Origin of the sequence: Legionella cardiaca (assembly GCF_029026145.1) — a bacterium.
GTDB lineage: Bacteria > Pseudomonadota > Gammaproteobacteria > Legionellales > Legionellaceae > Tatlockia > Tatlockia cardiaca.
In genome coordinates, this window is the sequence record NZ_CP119078.1 from 2,083,235 (window position 1) to 2,100,360 (window position 17,126).

Here is a 17,126-nt window from a genome sequence, read left to right on the forward strand (position 1 = left end):
ATTGTGGTTTATTAGCGGTATCTGAAATATGCGCCTGACTTTGGATGCCGCGGATAGACCGCGGCAAGTAATAGCATCAATTGCCTAGATTAAAAGACATCACGATGCTCGAATTTACAATGATAAATTAAGGTCTATCATCAATTTCTTTGCGTTGCGAAGGTAAAAAATCCTTTCTATCTAATCCCATTGCCACAGCCAATGCCCCGGCAACATAGATTGAGGAATAGGTTCCAACGATAATTCCAATAATCAATGCAAGAGAAAATCCGCGGATTGTTTCTCCACCATAGACAAATAATGCTACCACGACGAAAAGAGTTAACAGAGATGTCATGATGGTACGTGACAATGTCTGGTTAATAGAAATATTCATAATCTCTAAAGGAGTGGCACGACGAATTTTAACAAAATTTTCGCGGACACGATCAAACACAACAATAGTATCGTTTAACGAATAACCAATAACTGCGAGCAGTCCCGCTAAGGCCTTCAAATCAAATTCGATACCAAATAATGCGAACACACCAAGAATTAACACAGGGTCATGAATTAGAGCGACTGCGGAACTTACGGCCAAACGATATTCAAAGCGCATGCCGATGTAAATCATAGTGGCCAGTAAAGAAACAATAATGGCCAGAGCTCCTTTTGTTGCTAATTCTTGACCAACCTGCGGACCTACAAAATCAACACGTTGCTTTGCTGCTCCAGGCAACTGAGCCATTACTTTATCAACGAGCACAGTCTGATCAAGATCGGCTCTTGGAGCAATACTAATTAAAACATCTTTCGATGTTCCATAGCTTATAACCTGTGCCTCCTTGAAACCAACACTATATAATTTTTCACGAATAGTTTCTAAATCGGCAGCTTGTGGGTATGAAACCTCAATTTGTGTTCCACCGGTAAAATCCAATCCCCATTTCAAACCATGAGTAAACAAAGCACCAATAGACACTATAAAAATAAGCGCAGACAGCAAAGCGGTCCACTTACGTGCCCCCATGAAGTCTATTTTTGAATTTGGATTAAAAAATTCCATCTGAGCCTCGTTCTCAAATACCAATTGAAAGTTTTTTTACATTACGGCCGCCATAGTACCAATTGACGATAGCACGAGTGTAAGTGATGCTGGTCAGCATGGAAGTCAGCAAACCTAGCGATAAAATAACAGCAAAACCACGTATAGGACCGCTACCTATCGCGAAAAGGACAATACCTACAATCAATGTTGTAACGTTTGCATCCACAATGGTTGCGAATGCCCGATCATAGCCGGCATGTATTGCAGCTTGAGGTGACAAACCATTGCGAAGCTCCTCACGAATCCTTTCATAAATAAGTACGTTGGCGTCTACGGCCATACCCACTGTTAATACAAACGCCGCGATACCGGGTAATGTTAAAGTATTACCAATCAAGGACATTAATGCAGCCAGTAAAATCAGATTTAAAAAGAGTGCTATATTTGCCACAAATCCAAAAAAACGATAGTAAACTAACATAAGCACCAGGATTAAGCCCATTCCTACTTCAAGAGAAACTAATCCACGATGAATATTTTCTTTACCCAAAGATGGGCCAACCGTCCGCTCTTCCACCGGGTATATTACAGCAGGCAAAGCACCGGCACGTAATAATAATGCTAAATTACTGGCTTCTTTGCTGTCTGTTAATCCTGTAATTTGGAAGTTATTCCCCAGTGCATTTTGAATAACTGGAGCACTGATCACTCGTTCCTCACGCTGAGTAACACGTTTTTCAACACCATCAATGGTATAGGTATTTGTTTTAGTTTCAACAAATACAATAGCCATACGTTTGCCAATATTTTCACGAGTAACCTTGGTAAATAAGCTTTCGCCACCGCCACCTAATTGGACTTGTACGGCGGGTGTTCCTGTTTGCTGATCAAAACTTGAAACAGCACTGGTAATTGAATCACCACTTAACACCACTTGGCGCCTCAAGAGAATAGGATGACCATCCATCATATACAGTTTGCTATTAACCGGGATAACACCAGTTTGTTTAGCTAGTTGTGCATCATTATCTTGATCAACTAAATAAAACTGTAACGTTGCCGTACCGCCCAGGATCTGTTTAGCACGAGCAGCATCCTGTATGCCTGGCAGGTCCACACCAACCCGAGTTGCGCCTTGCTGTTGCACAATAGCTTCACCTACTCCCAACTCATTAACACGGTTACGTAAAATACTCATTGTTTGATCAATTGTATTTTGACGAATCGAATTTAATTCGGTGGGTGATAAGGCAGCCAAAATCGAGTAGGTGGCATTAGATTGACTAATCATTAAATTAGGAAATTTGTCTTTAACTTCTTCTAAACCAGCATCCCTTGATTGTTCATCACGAAAGCGAATATCGATCCCTTTATCTGCAATATAACGAATACCTATATAGCGAATACCAGCTTCGCGCAGGTCCTGACCAATACTTTTCATTAACCCTTCATTACGACGGCTAATAACACTATCGACATCTACTTCGAGCAGAAAATGCACCCCTCCGCGGAGGTCTAACCCTTGTTTCATTGGCTCGGCACCAATCATACTTAGCCAACGAGGAGTGGTTGGTGCAAGATTCAAAGCAACAGTATACTGAGAGCCCAGAGCATTTTTAATCGCATCACGTGCCAGCAACTGAACGTCAGTTGAGTTAAACCTTATCTCCAAGCGATCATTAGTGGTGGTTATTGAATTATATTTTATTTTTGAATTATTCAATAACGTACTGATTTGTTGACTTAGTTGATCCATATCAACCGGATTCTGCGAAGAAATTTGTACAGCAGGATCTTCGCTATAGAGATTAGGTATCGCATAAATTAAGCCGACCACTGCAATAATGACCAGCATAAGATTTTTCCACAGAGGATATTTATTCTGCATATCGTGTCCCAAGCCCAACTTAAAGGGATTTAATCGTGCCTTTAGGCAAAACAGCGCTTACTGCACTTCTTTGGATGTTAATTTCAACTGTTTCAGAAAGAGCTACTTTAATATATTGTTCATCTAGATTAACAACCTTCCCTAACATACCGCCAGAAGTAACTATTTCATCACCTTTCTTTAGATTACTAATCAGTTCGCGATGTTCTTTCGCCCGTTTGTTTTGTGGTCTTATTAACATAAAATAAAACAACACAAAAATGGCGACAATCATGATCAGCGAAAAAGTTCCATCAGCTTGTGCTGCTTGAGTAGGGGCTGCAGCCATCGCATCACTTATAAAAAAACTCATACCATTTCTCCTCAAATTCGCTGTTAAGTCATTGCACTACTTAAAGGGGCAGAGCAAGGTGCGTGACATCATATCTAGATTTCCCTCGCTCGTAAATGAAATGTCCCAAGTATTTCATCAAGCTTAAAGGAACTGGCCATAATTTTGATAATAATAGACATTATGTTGAATAAGAAAACGCTGACACAATAATGGCGTTTGGCTAATGAGATGATGAAAATAAGCACGCGTAAACATTTGTTGGCAAACAGGACAACTACAATTTTTATCAATGACTATTTGCTGATGAGTCATTGCATCATTATGCAAATCAATTATTTTTCCCTCGCTATATACCTTCCCTAACATGGCATTCTGAGCTGGTAAATCCGATTCAACATATAAAGAATTATATTTGGTCAGGACAGACCATTGAGACAAGTCAAAATTACCGCTCAAATAAATAGGTTTATCCTGATATGTCTCAATTTTTTTTTGCAAAGATTCAAATGAGGATGACAATTCATAAGACAAATACCAACCATAATTTTGCCCTGAAGCACTTGACTTCTCGTTAGGCACAATAAAGGTATTCATCAATGAAAATAGGGTGGTCGATAATGCTAAATCAATATCTGCAGGCAAAATAACCATATCAGGCTGCAATTGATTAATTAAAGAACAAATCTCTTCTTGTGCAATCCGTAGTACGCTACCATCATAGGGCGAACGTATCGAATAAATGCCTTGCTTATTTGGAGGTAGCGACGCATTCAACACAATCTTATTCTGCCAACCGACATAGGACTTTAAGGTCTTAAGCTCCTTAAGGAGAGAAAAGCCAGGTTTTAAAAGCAAACTTTCCAGCTGATAAGAAACGGTCGTAGTTCCTGTTTCTTGCCAATTTGCAAGTGTCAAACAACTCCCTGCTTCTGTCGTTAGCATTGGCGTATAAATTGGCGCAGGAGCTGGTTTGTTATTCATTTTAGATTCCTCTCGCTACAACAATAAACTAGCATCGCCATAGCTAAAAAAGCGATATTTTTCGGCAATGGCTTCTTTATAAAGTGTCATTGCTTGTTCATGCCCAATAAAGGCCGCAACCAACATCAATAACGTGGATTCTGGCAAATGAAAATTGGTAATTAAGCCATCACAGATTTGAAATTGGTAACCGGGGTAAATAAAAATATCCGTGTCGCGTTGACAGGGTTGTAAAATACCCTCATGAGCAGCACTTTCCAAACTTCGTAAGGCGGTGGTTCCTACAGCGATAACCCGCTTGCCTGCCGCACGTGTGCTATTGACTGCATGAGCCAATTCTTCACTAATAATAAATTGCTCTTTATGCATTTTGTGGTCTTTTATATCCTCACAGCGAACAGGTCGAAAAGTACCTGCACCAATATGTAAGGTTGAATAGGCAAGATTAACCCCTTTTGCCTTTACTTCTTGCAAAATACTTTCATCAAAATGCAAACCAGCCGTCGGAGCTGCCACAGATCCGCTATGCAAGGCATAGACTGTTTGATAGCGGTCTAAATCCATTAATTCATCAGGACGCGTGATGTAAAGCGGCAGAGGAATATGTCCTATGTCATTGAGCATGATTTCAACATTGCCCAAAGCTCGGCAATGATATAAATCATCTTGTTTAACAATAACTTCAATAGACCAATTCTTATCAAGATTAATGATACTCCCTGCCTTAGGAGCTTTACTGGCTTTAATGTGGGCTAAAAATGAATTTTCATCCAGCAAGCGCTCAACCAAAAGCTCGACCTTGCCACCACTTTCCTTTCTCCCGTATAGACGTGCTGGAATTACCTTACTATTGTTCATAACTAATAAATCACCAGCTTCCAGAAATTGAGCCACCCCCTTAAACTGGTGATGAATATGAGTACCGTTTTGACGATTGTAAACTAATAGCCTGGAATCGCTACGATTGGGAAGAGGATATTGCGCAATTAACTCTTGCGGTAAATCGAAGTAAAAATCTTGCTTTTTCATTTCTCACCTTACAACTAACTGCCCTATTATATACTCATTTCTATTGAAGTATGATATCTAAGTGTAATCATTTTATGAGTGTTACTAAGATAAGGAAATGAAATGTTAGTTACTTTCTACAGCGATGCCTATGAAAACATTGTCATGTTTGGCCATATAGCCCAACATTTATTAAAACTTATGGGACATAGTGGCACTGTTCCTGGTGCTATTGTTGCAGAAGAGGTGCCGCAAGCCTTGTCACGTTTACAAGGCGGTATTGAACAAGAGAAATCGCAGCAGCATCCCGCGCAAAAAATACGAAACAGCGACGATGATGAACCAGAAGTCAGTTTAGCTCATCGAGCCCTACCATTAATTAATATGCTCAAAGCAGCAAGCAAACAGCAATGTAATGTAATGTGGAAATAAGTTAGCTACTGTAAAGCCTTCACTATTCCGAATACCGCGAAGGATCTTCTGGATACTTCGCCCTACTATCATGATACTATACTATCATTTTGATTATTTGTTGTTAGTGTCATGTTAACTTTGCGTCAAATTACTCTTTCTCGTGGCAATAAAATCCTTTTGGAAAATGCAAGTGTAACCTTGCATGAAAAGCAGAAAATTGGTCTAGTCGGTCATAACGGCTGTGGTAAATCAAGTTTATTTGCCCTGATTTTGGGAGATTTACAAACCGATACAGGTGATTGTCTTATCAATCCCCAATTGCGGATTAGTCACCTATCCCAGCAATTGCCTGATAGCGATGAGCCCGCACTTGATTTTGTGCTTGCAGGAGATTCTGACTATTTAGACTTGCAAAAGCGTTTGGCTTCTGCTGAAAAGAAGGAAGATCATGCTGAGGTTCTTCTTTGCCATGAACTTCTAACGCAAACAGCAGGATATAGCAAACCAGCCAAAGCGGCATCTATCATGGCAGGCCTTGGATTTAAAGCAGAAGAACAAAAAAGAGCAGTGAATAGTTTTTCTGGGGGCTGGCGCATGAGATTAAGTCTCGCGCGTTGCCTGATGAAACCTGCCGATTTATTGTTACTGGATGAGCCAACCAACCACCTTGATATGGAAGCCATTTTCTGGCTTGAAAAATGGTTGAAGCAATGCCCAAGTAGTATTCTACTTATTTCTCACGATCGGGAATTTTTAGATGCATTTGTCACGCATATTCTGCATATTGAACAACAAACAATGAATTTGTACAGCGGCGATTATAGCCGCTTTGAGCAAACAAGAGCACAGCAACTTGCTTTGCAACAAATGACTTATGAGAAACAACAGCAAAAAATTAGTCATATGATGGATTATGTTAATCGCTTTCGTGCCAAAGCTTCAAAAGCCAAGCAGGCACAAAGTCGACTTAATGCAATTGCCAAAATGGATATTGTTGCTCAGGCCCAGATTGATTCTCCTTTTTCTTTTAATTTTTATCCATGTCCACGCGCAGGTAATCCCTTAATTTATTGTGAACATGTCGTGGCTGGCTATGATAGCAATACGGCAATATTGAAAAAGATTAACTTAGTTCTTAATCCCGGCGATCGCATTGCGTTGCTTGGACCAAATGGCGAAGGAAAATCAACACTTATTAAAACGCTGACAGGTTCTCTTCCTCCTATATCAGGCACGATTCATCGCTCCCCTCACTTACAGATTGGCTATTATGCGCAACACCAATTGGATGAGTTAGATAATAATTTAAGCCCTGTTGCGACTATTCAAGCCTTATCCCCGGATGCAAGAGAACAAACTATCCGTGATTATTTAGGTGGTTTTAATTTTATTGGTGACATGGCAATGAAGCCTATTCATCATTTTTCGGGCGGTGAAAAAGCAAGACTAGCTTTAGCAAAACTTGTTTGGTTGAAGCCAAATTTGTTACTTCTTGATGAACCGACAAACCATCTCGATTTAGGTATGCGCGCTGCAATAGAAATTGCCTTGCAAAGTTATGAAGGTGCCTTGATCTTAATTTCTCATGATCGTCATTTATTACGCACCACGGTAAATGATTTTTATCTCGTCTATCAAAAACAAGTGCAGAGTTTTAAAGGTGACCTGGATGATTATCATCAATGGCTACAAACCAGAGAATCTGGTAAAGAAACCGCCTCAGACTTAGATAATGGCAATCAATATCGCGAAAAAAAATCGTTACAAAATCGCATGAAAAAATTAGAACAAATGGTTGAGCAATTTCATGAACGCTTATCACAAGTTGAGGTTAAATTAACTGATTTATCCCTTTACGAAGACGGCCAACGACACAATTTACAAATGTTACTCAATCAGCAAAAAAACTTGCAAAAAGAACTTATGGATGCTGAGGAGGAATGGTTAAATGTTGTTAGCGAACTTGAGCAATTTTAACTAAATTTGCATACTAGAATAAATATTAAGGACAGGGCAAAATTATACTTTTTAGTCATTTCTGCGCAGGCGGAAATCTATCCGGCAGGTACGACAGACTTTTTACAGAAAGGATTACCATGTGTGAGAATGACAAAATTAATCAAACTATTACAGCTTATAATCAACTTAGATTAATATGACCTTGCCCCTGAAAGGAGATAGTTTATGCGTCTACGAAAAATTTTTACTGCATTACTCGGTTTATGGGTTCCTTTTCTAGCCACTTCGGCATCGAATGTAAACGCGGCAGCCCTGCATATAGACTGGCTTGATAAGAAGATTAATCCAAGTGAAAATTTTTTTGCCTATGCGAATGGCACCTGGCAAAAACAGAATCCTATTCCTCCTGAATATGAAAGTTGGGGTACTTTTTACGTTTTGCAGGATAAGCTTCAGGATGTAATCCATCAAATGCTTATTACCGCAGCTAATAATAAAAATGCCAAACCAGGCAGCATTGAACAAAAGGTAGGCGATTTTTACTTCAGCGGGATGGATGAAGCATTAATCAACAAAGTGGGGGCAGTGCCTTTACAATCTGAATTCGCTCGAATTGAAGGCATCAGCAATTTAAATGATCTACAGGATGTAATTGCTCATTTACAAATGATAGGTGTTGATGCTCTTTTTGGTTTTGGCAGTATGCAAGACTTTAAAAACAGTCAGGAAATGATAGGTGCTGCCATACAGGGGGGGTTAGGCTTACCCGACAGGGATTATTACTTAAAAGAGGATGGAAAATTTGCCAAAATTCGTGCCGCTTATCTTAAACATTTAGCGAAAATGTTTGAGTTATTGGGTGATTCTCCTGATCAAGCTACTAAAGAAGCCAAAACTGTAATGGCAATTGAAACGACTTTGGCGAAGGCGTCCCTATCACAGACAGAATTACGTGATCCCTACGCAATTTATCACATCATGGATAGCAAACAATTAGAAGCCACAACACCCAATTTTTCCTGGCCACGCTATCTAAAAGCCATAGGGCAAACTAATCTTAAATCCATTAATTTGGCAACACCCGATTTTTTTAAGAAAGCAAATGAGCAACTTAAGACTGTTTCTTTAGAAGATTGGAAGGTTTATCTGCGTTGGCGACTGATCGATTCCTATGCTTCTTACTTATCACAACCGTTTGTGGACGAAGATTTCCGCATGACTGCGGCAATTGGTGGCGCTGAAAAACTATTGCCACGCTGGAAGCGTGTGGTGAATACCGAAAATGGTGCGCTGGGCTTTGCCATTGGTAAAATGTATGTTGAAAAATATTTTTCGTCTACTTCCAAACAACAAGTACTAGAAATCTTGCAGAATATCCGTACTGTTTTGCGCGAAGATTTGCAAACCTTAAACTGGATGACTCCAGAAACACGTAAAGCAGCACTAAAAAAACTAGATCTAATGGAAGAGCGTGTAGGTTACCCTGAGAAATGGTGGGATTACTCCAGTTTGATTATTGATCGTGGGCCTTATGTGCTTAATGTAATCCGGGCTAATGAATTTTTAGTCAAACGTGACTTGGATAAAATTGGCAAACCTGTTGATAAAACAGAATGGGCAATGACTCCACAAACGATTAATGCTTATTATGATCCCTCGATGAATAATATTAATCTGCCAGCCGGTATTCTTCAGCCACCGTTCTTTGATCCTACAGCCCCCGCTGCCATTAATTATGGCGCTATTGGCTTCATTATTGGTCATGAAATTACTCATGGTTTTGATGATAAAGGGGCCTTATTTGATGGTCATGGTAATTTAAAAAATTGGTGGACGCCTGAGGATTTGAAAAAATTCCAGGCTGCGACAAATTGTATTGCTAGGCAATTTTCTCAGTACAAGGTAAATGGTGACTTAGCGGTTCAAGGCAATCTCGTTGTTGGTGAAGCAACGGCTGATTTGGGTGGACTGACGTTAGCCTTTAAAGCATTTCAAGCTTCAAAAGATTATAAAAATGCAAAAACAATTGCAGGCTTCACTCCTGAACAGCAATTCTTTTTAGGTTCTGCTCATGTATGGGCTAGTAATATTCGTCCGGAGAAAGCGCGACATTTAGTAACAACTGATCCTCATCCACCTATGATTTACCGTGTTAATGGTACTTTGGCCAATATGCCGCAATTTCAGCAAGCATTTGCTATCCATGAAAATAGTCCTATGGTCAATAAAAACCGTTGTATAATTTGGTAAACTATCTGATTCTACCTCCATTAAGGTTGAATGTTTCCATTCAATCTTAATGGCTGACTAGTTTATGTACTTCTCTTTTGCCGCTCAATCTCCAGAGTTAAAAAAATTTTCACCCTAATTTAAGGGCGAGTCTCTTAACCTGATGATATTGTGTAATTCACCCATGCATAGACCTCAATCCTTCCTATAATCCTGATTAATTTTTAATCATAAAGATGATTTTTATTATTTTTCGCTTAGAACATAACATAACAAACATCATTCATTACCATACTCCTCTGTGGGCACAAATAGAGCCAGAGAGTACTCTTTCCGCTAATCGCGATAAAAATAATGCAGCAGCTGCCTTGATTAGCCTCTCTACTCAGCCAAATCAGGGAAAGAATTAATCAGTCTTCTATGTACTAAAAAACGACAAAACGAAGATTCAGAATTGTCTTTTGGATTTGCTGAATACTGCCGCACCAACCATTTTGGCGGATTTGCTAAGCCTACGAAAAAGGAATTATGGTGATTTTGAAGACCGTAGTGACGTGAACATTGATGAGTTTAGGAATGATGCAACTTATTAGTTTGCGCAAGCTAGAGGGCAGTATAAATTCCTTAGAGCAATTTGTAACTGTTTTAAGTGTTACCGGTTATTTCTAAAAAACCGGTTTGCACTATCGGAGGCCATGTGTTTTACAAATTCTCGTTAGAAATTTCAACTTAGGAGTTCCTGATTAATTACCAAATAAAAGGTATAAGCCGAGTTGTGACTTGTTTCTGATACTCCGTATAGCCGGGCAAATCTCGAGCGAGTATTTTTTCCTCATTTAGGATGCGGGCTACCAGGATTACCAGGAAAATGGGAGCCAAAAGCAATGCCCACCATGATCCAAGCGCAAGTGGCGTACCGATCAAAAGAAAGATGGCACCAAAGTACATCGGGTGACGCACGAAGCTGTATAAGCCAGTCGTAATTACTTTTTGTCCTTCTTCAACCCGAATATTGGCGGCAGCATAAGTATTTACTTTCGAAACAAGATAAAAAATATAGAATGAGAAAGCGACGAGCGCATTCCCTATAAGTGAGACATACCATGGTACTAACGACCAACCGAAACGTACATCAAGCGGCGGCAGAACTACTAGTACAATACACATAACAAAAAGAAAAAAGATGATGATTTTCTGAGCAGGCTCCTTTTCATAGGATATGCCTGCTTCAGTCCGACGCTTGAGAAGAGCCGGATCATGTTTTGCCAGATAGACGCTGTATAGGGCGCATACAATCATAAAAACAGCCATATAAACCCAGCCTTGCCAGTAGTTTAAAGTACCTGCGGGAACAAAAAGAAGCGCGAGCATAACAAGCATCCCTAAAACTGAGGATCGAATTAGTTGTTTATAGAGAGCGTTCATGGCCACTTCTTTTTTTAGATTATCTTTCAAATTCCTGTCTTAATTTTATCTTATAACCGGCAGTTATCTAACACAACTATCGAAATAGCGGTTACTAAGAAAATCTAATGTGGCCAAATGGCTATAACTTTACTATATGTTAAATAAAATGCATTTAGGGAGTTTCTATGAAACACAATGACAAGCAAAAGGATCACCCTGAGGTCACAGAGGTTAAAAATATTTGTGATATTTCGTCCGAAACAAAACATACGAAGGATATTTGTGAGAAAGTAAAAAAGCATAAAAAAAGCAGCGAAGAACCTGCAAAAAAATAAAACTTAAATGACACCTAAGTGATGAAACACATTTCAAATTTTTAATTTATTGGAATTAAGAGTTATTTGCAATTCCCATTCTGTAAAAAATAGTATTTATTTTTAAATAGTTACATGAATTAAAGAATGATTTTGTCCCAAGCACCATAAGATGAGCGAATGGTCCCGCGAGGAAGTGATAGAATAAATAGCCCCCCCCCACAAATTATACTCATAATAGTTGCCAAAGTTGTTGCCTCATAAATAAAAGGAGTGATTATTAAAGCCAAGGCAAAAAACAAATTCAGGAGACGTAACACACGAACCGTTTCAGCCAATGCAGTTATAGTGATGGTAACTATAAGAGAGCCTATCAGATGATCAGCATTAGCCATCGAACCTTCCGTGCCTAAAGTAATACGAGTAAACATTAACCATAAGCCAATGAGTAAGCAAAACATTAGATTCCAAGGTAGTGTAATACCACCACTCAACATATCTCTTAGAATTATTCGCGGTGATTGTTCAAAGGGATACGTTTCTTCCTCTTTTGTGGCTTTAGTTATATTATCGCTATCACCAACAAATAAAATCCGTAATATTGGTCTGCCAGCTTTCCATCTTCGCCAAAGAAAAACACTTGTGGCTATTAATTCATCAAATGAGTATGGCACTTGAATTAGCATGGCAACGGCGGCTATCAGACATAAAGTACACCATGTATTTAAAAGAATTGGTTGAATTATTATAAAGGCAATAGATACAACACCAAGAGGTACAATCATAATTCCAAACAACAGCACCAACCATGGCATTGTCCGCCAGCGATTTGAACCACCAATGATACCCGTTAGTATCTCTAAAATGTAAACTGCCGCTCCAAGCCCTGCATCAGGAACGGGAAAGGCTTTGGATACATAAGACGTTATTATTTCTTCTGTGCCATTTTTTGCATCTGGTAAATAACCAATAAAAAAAGGGTCCCACACATGCTCAATATGGCCTAATTGATAGGCAGCCATATAGCGTGAAATATAAAAACCAATGAATGCCAAGATGATAATGGGCAGTCGTTGAATCCAGCTAGAAGGCGAATACTCCCACCCAGGTGGAATGCTTGGTCCCTCAAGAGCATTGGGTGCTACGCCTATGTCAGGTCGAACAAGGACGGAGAAACCAATAACAAGTGAACCAATAAGCGTATCATTTAAATAAGCGGCCGCAGTTGGAGCCCAAAAAATAAGAGGAGCAAATAATAGCCACAAGCCTACTACCGCACATCCCCAACGGGCCGGCGCTAAACGCCAGGATAAGCTTAGGAATGCCAGAAAAATAAGGACAGTCCCACTAAGGATATCACTTAGCATAAGGGGATAAGACAAGTACCCCAAAGTTACTGGGGAAGTTATAAGCCAAAAACCAAAAGCAATATTTAAAAAATGAGCCCATAGATTTTGTTGATGCTGCTTGCGAAAGTTAGACTCATAAAGCAGACGAATTTTCTCGGGACTTTCCTTAGCTGCAACCATCCAATCAGGCTTGATTATCCCATTTTTTTCATACCAATTTTCAGGATCAGCCTTAAGCGCTTCAATTATTTTAGGTAGAGTTTCCTCAATTGTATGCTTAGGCTCCCAATGAAGTATTTTTTTTGCTTTTGAGACATCTAATGCATAGTGATCCGAGGCAAGATCAACCATGAAAGAGCGAATAAAAGGTTTTTCTCCTTGATCAAAATCATCGGGGATTAGCGGTTCTGCATGTTGTTCGACCCAGGCTCCAGCCTTGGCAATTGGAGACGGAACGGTGTATAAAGTTGATTTTTCGCTATGAATTAATTGAGTTATCTGGTGTTGTAATTTTTCATAACTGATGGTTTTTGGTTCACCTGCAATGATTATTTCTTCTTCAGCTAATTTATTACGGTACAAAAGTGCTTTTTTAAATACCTTTATAAGATCCTTCTGATGAATAAACGATTGCCCTGCCTTGACATTGCCAGCGTATAAATGACTTTTCATATCACGTTCGTAGACTCGTGCTATTTGATTAGCAAGTGTTGGCACACAGGTAACATCATCATATAGCCCAGCCAAGCGCAGGATAAGATAGGGGACTTTTCCATGATAACTTGCAATTGTTTCCTCAGCTTTAGCTTTGGATTTTGGATATGCCCATTTGGGTTTAAGTGGATAATCCTCATGAATGGTTTCTCCAAGAGGGCATGGCTTATGAACTAAAATAGTACTGGAATAGATAAATCGCTCTACGTCGAAATCTTGCAATGCTACTAGTAGTTTTTTTGTCCCATCCACATTAACAGATTTATATAATGGGGATTCATTGCCTGTAAAATCAAAATAAGCCGCAAGATGAATTACTGCTGTAATTTTACTACCGTATTTTTCCTTAAATAATTTAAATGCTAAAGCGACGGAGTTAGCTGAAGTAATATCACAAGGAATTTCGCAATTATCTATATCGAATCCGATAACTTTGTAAGTGTTTCGTAAGGCGCGAGTTAGAGCCATCCCAATTTTTCCAGCTGCACCTGTTATGATAACAACTGGTTTACTAACTCTTTTGGCCATATTAAAATCCCTTTTCTAATTCCGCAGTAATAATAAAAGCTTAACTTTATAAAATTATAGATAGTTTTATAAAGTTATTGGATTATCTCTTTGTATACCAGGATAAAATTGGCAGAAGAGATAGGCTAACTGCAGCGAATAAGAAAAATAAATTTAAAGGGACAAAGGAAAAAAAGCTTAAGACCAAGGTGGCGAGTAACCATGCCAGCCCTATTAAACCATTTTGAATACCAATTGCAGTACTATGCTCATCTTCCTGCTTCTGAGTTAGTATTTTTGCCATAAACACAGGTAAGCTACATGCCACACCGAAGGCTATCAACACATTACCCATTAAAAAAAGATAAAAGTTATAATGAAAATAACTTAAGAAGGACATTGTAAGTATAAGAAGATACAGTGATCCTGCTGCCAAAAGTTCCTGTCGGATAACGCTTTTTAATAAAAGAAGCAAAGACAAAAAAAGAAAATACAAAATAACCATAGCTGAGAAAAAAATACCTACAGCCAACGAATTAAATTGCCAATGAGTAATTACATAAGGCGTTATTGCCAGAAAATAAAGATACCACGCGAATTGAAAAATAAAAAAACGTCCGTAAATTAAAAAGGTTCCTCTCGATGTATCTATTTTTTTTACAACTGTTTTTACTGTTCTTTTAGTATTATCAAGAAAAAAGCCTACCCAGCCTAAATTAATGACAATCGCCATAAACATAACTATAAATGGCAGGGAATAACCATAAAAAGACGTTTTTTCATTAAAAAAAGTAATTAAGAAACCACTGCAAAGTGGGCCTAAAAAAAGTCCGGCAGCATTTGCCATTTCTGATAATTGAAAGGATTTTATTTTATCTTCAACCTTACCGAGCAACATAGAAATAGCGATAACTCGTCGGCCGGCCATTAAGCCGTCCAGAAAACGACTTAATACAAACAAACTAAAGAAGGTAAAAACAATACTACCAATGCTAAGCAAGTAACTTAGGAGAGTCCCTATCAAGGCCCAAATTAAAGCTTTCTTTCCTTGGGTTTTATCAGCAATAATACCCCAAATTGGGTTCCCAATTACCATCCCCAAAGCATAAAATCCCATGATTAAACTATAGGCATGTATTTTTTGACTTGTTTCTGCATCCGGCAAAAAACCTTGCGCGGAAAAAATCAAAGGCCCTACCAAGGGATTAATAATACTTGATCCCATAGTAATAAAAAAAATAATGCTCAAAAGTCCTTTCATGAGATATTTTAAATTCAACCTGAATGTGTATTTTCTATCTGAGAAATAATCTTGCCATTAATCAAAAAAACTATAAAGTTAATTGAATAACGGATATGCCAAAAATTGCTTTTAAATTTTTTAGGATTCTTGACTAATTTATTTAGACAAAAGGCAAGCCAAAAATACCATTTTATCAGAACAATATTGAGACTTTCTGCCAAATTAGCTTGTTCTGGAAGTGGATAAGCTTCCATAAAAACACGTAATTTACCTTGATCCATGGAAACGCCATCTTTATTATAAAGAGTGCACCATGCCAACAAACTATCCAGATAATCAGCGGCTTGGTCAAATAATCCCACCGTTTCCCAATCCACCACCCAAAAATAATTCTCTTTCCAAAGTACATTTTTAGGTTTTAAATCGTTATGACACAGTACCGTACCTTCCATATTCTCAAGTGCATGAAGCAGATTGCCTTTATTAGCTAATAAATAATTTGCTATAGCATTAATTGTGGGGAAAAAATAACCAGGATGGGTTAAGGAAGACATTCGATTCCACACTGAAAGATTTATAATTTTCTCACCAAGCTGTTTGTAAATTTCAAATTTTTTCTTGGCAAAATCATGATCAAAACTTAATTGGCAGTGATGTAATTGATATAGAAATTCAGCTATGTCCTTTACATGATCTGTAGATAGGGAATGATTTTCAAGTGCAATAGCATCTAAATACGGATAGAGTAAAATCAGTTCATTCTTTGTTTGTACAATACAGTCAGTACCAGTAAAAAAGGCAGACCTAACGTGATTAGTTTCGGATAATTGTGCAGCAATTTGCTCACTGAATAACAAAGACTGCGTCAGTTTGTCGAGTTCAACAGAGTAATCCTTAACGTATCTTTCTTTATTAATCTTTTTAATTACATATTTTTGCGAACCGCAGGCTACCTGATAGGCAGAATTGACATCGCCACTGGCCAATGGCTTTATAACTTGAAGTCTTTCCATCAAACCAAACTCATCCGAGATATACTTCAACTCCTCTGTTTTCAGCATAGAACCTCTGATAGTGGATGAAATTTTTACTTGAAGTACTTATAGTAAGGATAAGTAGCATAATCAAGAATTGCTTTATCTCCAGCGCTATCACCATAGGCGTAAACTATTCTTGGTTTATCGCCAATTAACTCGAGAACCCGTTGCAATTTCTCTTTACCATAACAACTTTTCCCATCTAAAGTACCAGTCGCCTGCCATCGCTCATCAAAAGCAATTTTGGTAGATACCAAATCATTGAAACAATTAGTCTTTGACCAATGCTCGGTATAAAGATCATAAGCGGAGGTTGCCAAAATACAATAATGCCCCTGACTTTTATGCCATTTTATCCGCTGAAACGCACTTTCTCTTATCAGCGAAGGCAGAATTTTCTCAGAGAAATTTTGCCCCTGATGAAAAAGGTAGTCGCGGGAGAGGTTCTTAAAAAAAGATTGAACTATGATTTGATTTAACTCATCGATATCTATAATTCGACAATAATATAAAAGTAAAGAATGTAACTGACAGCTTAGCCTGGCAAGGAATGAAACACCGAAAACAAAACGAAGAAACGGTACCGTAGTACTTTTTCGTGTTATTGTTCCATCAAAATCAAAAATTGCAACCGGTTGAGCTTCTTCTAATTTTCCAGACATCAATACCCCCATGCCATGGCAACACGCTTGATTTTTCTGATATCCAATTAATT

14 protein-coding genes are annotated in these 17,126 nt (G+C 38.5%); 4 read left to right on the plus strand and 10 right to left on the minus strand.

From position 1 onward, the window contains the following. Positions 1-127: 127 nt before the first annotated feature. The 5 genes from secF to queA form a co-directional block, all read right to left on the minus strand. Positions 128-1,045 (minus strand): protein translocase subunit SecF, encoded by a 918-nt coding sequence (gene secF, locus PXX05_RS08910; RefSeq protein WP_275087877.1) that lies wholly within the window; start codon positions 1,043-1,045, stop codon positions 128-130. A gap of 13 nt (positions 1,046-1,058) precedes the next feature. After that, positions 1,059-2,915: a protein translocase subunit SecD gene (secD, locus tag PXX05_RS08915; protein ID WP_275087878.1), complete on the minus strand. Its 1,857-nt coding sequence runs from the start codon at positions 2,913-2,915 to the stop codon at positions 1,059-1,061. 19 nt (positions 2,916-2,934) lie between these two features. Further along, entirely contained in the window at positions 2,935-3,267 is a 333-nt protein-coding gene (yajC, locus tag PXX05_RS08920; RefSeq protein WP_275087879.1) for a preprotein translocase subunit YajC, read from the minus strand. A gap of 123 nt (positions 3,268-3,390) precedes the next feature. Beyond that, entirely contained in the window at positions 3,391-4,230 is an 840-nt protein-coding gene (locus PXX05_RS08925) for a tRNA guanosine transglycosylase family protein (RefSeq protein ID WP_275087880.1), read from the minus strand. Between the two features lie 15 nt (positions 4,231-4,245). Continuing rightward, positions 4,246-5,259 (minus strand): tRNA preQ1(34) S-adenosylmethionine ribosyltransferase-isomerase QueA, encoded by a 1,014-nt coding sequence (queA, locus tag PXX05_RS08930; protein WP_275087881.1) that lies wholly within the window; start codon positions 5,257-5,259, stop codon positions 4,246-4,248. Positions 5,260-5,361: 102 nt separating this feature from the next. On the opposite strand from queA, the gene PXX05_RS08935 reads away from it, so the two are divergent. The 3 genes from PXX05_RS08935 to PXX05_RS08945 all read left to right on the plus strand — a co-directional run bounded on the left by PXX05_RS08935 (position 5,362) and on the right by PXX05_RS08945 (position 9,861). Beyond that, a complete protein-coding gene (locus PXX05_RS08935) occupies positions 5,362-5,670 on the plus strand; it encodes a DUF1840 domain-containing protein (protein ID WP_275087882.1) in 309 nt (102 codons plus the stop codon). A 111-nt stretch (positions 5,671-5,781) separates the two neighbouring features. Beyond that, the gene (locus PXX05_RS08940) at positions 5,782-7,629 is read left to right on the plus strand and encodes an ATP-binding cassette domain-containing protein (protein WP_275087883.1); all 1,848 of its coding nucleotides are present in this window, start codon (positions 5,782-5,784) and stop codon (positions 7,627-7,629) included. Between the two features lie 207 nt (positions 7,630-7,836). Next, positions 7,837-9,861 carry a M13 family metallopeptidase gene (locus tag PXX05_RS08945; RefSeq protein ID WP_275087884.1) on the plus strand — a complete coding sequence of 675 codons (2,025 nt, stop codon included), beginning with the start codon at positions 7,837-7,839 and terminating at the stop codon, positions 9,859-9,861. A 726-nt stretch (positions 9,862-10,587) separates the two neighbouring features. Here the strand turns inward: PXX05_RS08945 and PXX05_RS08950 are convergent. Then, positions 10,588-11,265, minus strand: coding sequence for a methyltransferase family protein (locus tag PXX05_RS08950; RefSeq protein ID WP_275087885.1), 678 nt, complete (start codon positions 11,263-11,265; stop codon positions 10,588-10,590). A 167-nt stretch (positions 11,266-11,432) separates the two neighbouring features. On the opposite strand from PXX05_RS08950, the gene PXX05_RS08955 reads away from it, so the two are divergent. After that, positions 11,433-11,582: a hypothetical protein gene (locus PXX05_RS08955; RefSeq protein ID WP_275087886.1), complete on the plus strand. Its 150-nt coding sequence runs from the start codon at positions 11,433-11,435 to the stop codon at positions 11,580-11,582. A 119-nt stretch (positions 11,583-11,701) separates the two neighbouring features. On the opposite strand, the gene PXX05_RS08960 is transcribed toward PXX05_RS08955, so the two are convergent. The 4 genes from PXX05_RS08960 to PXX05_RS08975 form a co-directional block, all read right to left on the minus strand. After that, positions 11,702-14,152, minus strand: a complete 2,451-nt coding sequence (locus tag PXX05_RS08960; protein ID WP_275087887.1) for a vitamin K epoxide reductase family protein — start codon at positions 14,150-14,152, stop codon at positions 11,702-11,704. Positions 14,153-14,234: 82 nt separating this feature from the next. Beyond that, a complete protein-coding gene (locus tag PXX05_RS08965; RefSeq protein WP_275087888.1) occupies positions 14,235-15,392 on the minus strand; it encodes an MFS transporter in 1,158 nt (385 codons plus the stop codon). A gap of 14 nt (positions 15,393-15,406) precedes the next feature. Further along, positions 15,407-16,435: a phosphotransferase gene (locus PXX05_RS08970; protein ID WP_275087889.1), complete on the minus strand. Its 1,029-nt coding sequence runs from the start codon at positions 16,433-16,435 to the stop codon at positions 15,407-15,409. Positions 16,436-16,461: 26 nt separating this feature from the next. Beyond that, positions 16,462-17,073: an HAD-IB family hydrolase gene (locus PXX05_RS08975; protein ID WP_275087890.1), complete on the minus strand. Its 612-nt coding sequence runs from the start codon at positions 17,071-17,073 to the stop codon at positions 16,462-16,464. Positions 17,074-17,126 lie beyond the last annotated feature (53 nt).

Excerpts from the sequence above, each read along its gene's own strand:
- PXX05_RS08940 (WP_275087883.1), top strand. The coding sequence starts at position 5,782 with ATGTTAACTTTGCGTCAAATTACTCTTTCTCGTGGCAATAAAATCCTT.
- PXX05_RS08960 (WP_275087887.1), bottom strand. The coding sequence starts at position 14,152 with ATGGCCAAAAGAGTTAGTAAACCAGTTGTTATCATAACAGGTGCAGCT.
- yajC (WP_275087879.1), bottom strand. The coding sequence starts at position 3,267 with ATGAGTTTTTTTATAAGTGATGCGATGGCTGCAGCCCCTACTCAAGCA.
- secD (WP_275087878.1), bottom strand. The coding sequence starts at position 2,915 with ATGCAGAATAAATATCCTCTGTGGAAAAATCTTATGCTGGTCATTATT.
- PXX05_RS08950 (WP_275087885.1), bottom strand. The coding sequence starts at position 11,265 with ATGAACGCTCTCTATAAACAACTAATTCGATCCTCAGTTTTAGGGATG.
- secF (WP_275087877.1), bottom strand. The coding sequence starts at position 1,045 with ATGGAATTTTTTAATCCAAATTCAAAAATAGACTTCATGGGGGCACGT.
- PXX05_RS08935 (WP_275087882.1), top strand. The coding sequence starts at position 5,362 with ATGTTAGTTACTTTCTACAGCGATGCCTATGAAAACATTGTCATGTTT.
- PXX05_RS08975 (WP_275087890.1), bottom strand. The coding sequence starts at position 17,073 with ATGTCTGGAAAATTAGAAGAAGCTCAACCGGTTGCAATTTTTGATTTT.
- PXX05_RS08970 (WP_275087889.1), bottom strand. The coding sequence starts at position 16,435 with ATGCTGAAAACAGAGGAGTTGAAGTATATCTCGGATGAGTTTGGTTTG.
- PXX05_RS08925 (WP_275087880.1), bottom strand. The coding sequence starts at position 4,230 with ATGAATAACAAACCAGCTCCTGCGCCAATTTATACGCCAATGCTAACG.
- queA (WP_275087881.1), bottom strand. The coding sequence starts at position 5,259 with ATGAAAAAGCAAGATTTTTACTTCGATTTACCGCAAGAGTTAATTGCG.
- PXX05_RS08965 (WP_275087888.1), bottom strand. The coding sequence starts at position 15,392 with ATGAAAGGACTTTTGAGCATTATTTTTTTTATTACTATGGGATCAAGT.
- PXX05_RS08955 (WP_275087886.1), top strand. The coding sequence starts at position 11,433 with ATGAAACACAATGACAAGCAAAAGGATCACCCTGAGGTCACAGAGGTT.
- PXX05_RS08945 (WP_275087884.1), top strand. The coding sequence starts at position 7,837 with ATGCGTCTACGAAAAATTTTTACTGCATTACTCGGTTTATGGGTTCCT.